This window comes from Nocardiopsis deserti (assembly GCF_008638355.1).
Taxonomy (GTDB): Bacteria; Actinomycetota; Actinomycetes; order Streptosporangiales; family Streptosporangiaceae; genus Nocardiopsis; species Nocardiopsis alborubida.
Genome location: NZ_VWVS01000050.1, coordinates 1 through 2,884 on the forward strand (window position 1 = coordinate 1; position 2,884 = coordinate 2,884).

The following is a 2,884-nucleotide window of genomic DNA, read 5'->3' on the forward strand; positions in this document are numbered from 1 at the left end:
CAACACCGCAGCGTCCTCCAACGACAACACCCCAGCCAGATGCGCCGCCGACACCTCACCCAGCGAATGCCCGATCAGGAAGTCCGGCCGAACCCCGAAACTCTCCGCCAGCCGAAACAACGCCACATGCAACGCGAACAACGCCGGCTGGGTGAACTCCGTCCGGTCCAGCAACCCCGCCTCGACCGAACCGGCCTCAGCGAACATCACCTCACGCAACGGCCGCGACAAAAGCGGGTCCACACACCCCCACACCCGCTCCAGAGCCTGGGCGAACACCGGAAACACCTCGAACAAAGCCCGACCCATACCCGGACGCTGACTGCCCTGCCCCGTGAACAACAACGCCACCCGGCCCACCGGACCAGCCACACCCGTCACCACATTGCGAGCGGGCTCTCCCCCGGCCAAAGCCGCCAACCCACGCAGCAACTCGTCACGGTCACGTCCCCACGTCACCGCACGGTGATCGAACAACGCACGCGAGGACCCCAACGAAAACGCCACATCTGCCATCGACAGCCCCGGATCGGACTCCAGCCGGGCCCGCAGCCGCTCGGCCTGGGCCCGCAGCGCCTCCGCGCTCCGCCCCGAGACGACCAGCTGAACGGGAGACCCGCTCTCGGCCTCCGGGGCGGAGGCGGACTCGGGCTGATCAGCCTCGTCCGGGTCCGTTATCGGGGCCTGCTCCAGGATCACGTGCGAGTTCGTGCCGCTGATGCCGAACGACGACACCGCCGCACGACGCGGACGGTCGGCTTCAGGCCAATCCGTCTCGTCCGTGACGAGTTCGACGGCCCCGGTCTCCCAGTCCACCTCGGGGGTCGGCTGATCGACATGGAGGGTTCGGGGCAACCGGCCGTGGCGCATGGCCATGACCATCTTGATCACACCCGCCACACCCGCCGCGGCCTGCGTGTGCCCGATGTTCGACTTCACGGAGCCCAACCACAACGGGCGGTCCTCCACACGACCCTGCCCGTAGGTGGCGAGCAACGCCTGCGCCTCGATCGGGTCCCCCAACCGGGTCCCCGTCCCATGCGCCTCCACCGCGTCCACCTCACCCGGACCCAGACGCGCGTTCGCCAACGCCTGCCGGATCACCCGCTGCTGCGAGGGACCGTTCGGCGCGGTCAGACCGTTACTCGCACCGTCCTGGTTCACAGCAGAACCACGCATCACCGCCAGCACCGGATGCCCGTTGCGCTGGGCGTCGGACAACCTCTCCAACAGCACCAGACCCGCGCCCTCGGAGAACCCCGTACCGTCAGCGGCCCCGGCGAACGCCTTGCACCGACCGTCAGCGGCCAGCGCACGCTGTCGGCTGAACTCCAGGTACGGTCCCGCTGTGGGGAAGACCGTCGCGCCTCCGGCCAGGGCCAGGTCGCACTCGCCCTGGCGCAGCGACTGCGCGGCCAGGTGCATCGCCACCAGCGACGACGAACACGCCGTGTCCACCGTGACCGCCGGACCCTCCAACCCGAACGTGTACGACACCCGACCCGACGCGATGCTGGTCGTGGTTCCGGTCAGCAGGTAGCCCTCGGCCGACTCCGGTGCGCGCTGGGCACGCGGACCGTACTCCATCGCGATCACACCGGCGAAGACGCCCGTCCGGGAGCCGCGCAGCGCGGCCGGGTCGATCCCCGCGCGCTCGAACGCCTCCCAGGCCGTCTCCAGAAGTACGCGCTGCTGCGGGTCGGCCGCGGCCGCTTCCCGCGGGCTGATTCCGAAGAACTCGGCGTCGAACCGGTCCGCGTCGTACAGGAACCCGCCGTGCCGCGTGTACGAGGTCCCCGACCGCTCCGGGTCCGGGTCGTAGAGCGCGTCCACGTCCCACCCGCGATTGTCCGGGAACTCCGAGATCGCGTCGCCACCGGTCCTGACCAGCTCCCACAGGTCCTCCGGAGACTCCACCCCGCCCGGGTACCGGCAGCTCATCGCCACGATCGCGATCGGCTCGCTCCGCGACGCCTCCACGTCCGACAGGCGCTGCCGGGTCTGGTGCAGATCCGCGGTCACCCGCCGGAGATAGTCGCGGAGCTTGTCCTCGTTCGCCACGTCTACACCTCTCAGGAAGTCCCGGAGATTCCCAGGTCGTTGTCGATGAAGTCGAAAATCTCGCTGTCGGAGGCCGCCCCGAGCCGGTCCGCGATGTCATCGCCCTCGTCCGTGTCCCCGCGAAGCCTGGCCAGGAAGTCCTGGAGACGGATGGCGAGGGCCGTACGCGTCTCCTCGTCGAAGGGAGTGTCGGCGAAGCTGGCCTCCGTCCGGTCGAGTTCCTTGAGGAGGAGATCCGACACCGACACCTCGGTCGGCGCGAGTTCCGTCCGCACCAGTTCGGCGATCGCGGCCGAGGTCGGGTGGTCGAAGACGAGGGTCGTCGGTAGCCGCAGACCGGTGGCGGCGTTCAGGCGGTTGCGCAGTTCGACCGCCGTCAGCGAGTCGAAACCCAACTCCTTCAGCGCGCGGTCGTCCTCGACCGCCTGTGGAGAGTCGTGCCCCAGCACGGCGGCGATCTGCTGTCGCACCAGGCCGAGCAGCCGCTCCAACTGTTCGGCCTCGGGCAGCCCGGCGAGCCGCTCCCGCCAGGAGGCCGACGAGTGCTGTTGTCCCGGTCCCCCGCCGTCACCGTCGTTCCGGCGGCGGCGCGCCGCCTGGAACAGGGCGCTGAACATCGGCGGCACCTGGGCGGATCCCGACGTGAAAGCGGCCCTGTTGAGCTGGGCGGCCACCAGCACGGACCTGCGTTCTCCCGCCGAGGCGTCGAGGAGGGCCAGGCCCTGCTCGTCACTCATCGGACTCAGCCCGGTCCGGCGCATACGAGCCACATCAGCCTCAGCCAACTCACCCGTCATCCCACTGCTACGCGCCCACAGACCCC

At 69.7% G+C, this 2,884-nt stretch carries 2 protein-coding genes; both read right to left on the minus strand.

Going from position 1 to position 2,884, the window contains the following annotated elements; genetic code table 11:
- The coding region (locus FYW99_RS31540) for a type I polyketide synthase (protein ID WP_150256261.1) at window positions 1-2,061 on the minus strand (2,061 nt) is incomplete at its 3' end.
- An 11-nt stretch (window positions 2,062-2,072) separates the two neighbouring features.
- Window positions 2,073-2,884: acyl carrier protein (locus tag FYW99_RS31545; RefSeq protein ID WP_223839929.1), on the minus strand; the 812-nt coding region annotated here is incomplete at its 5' end.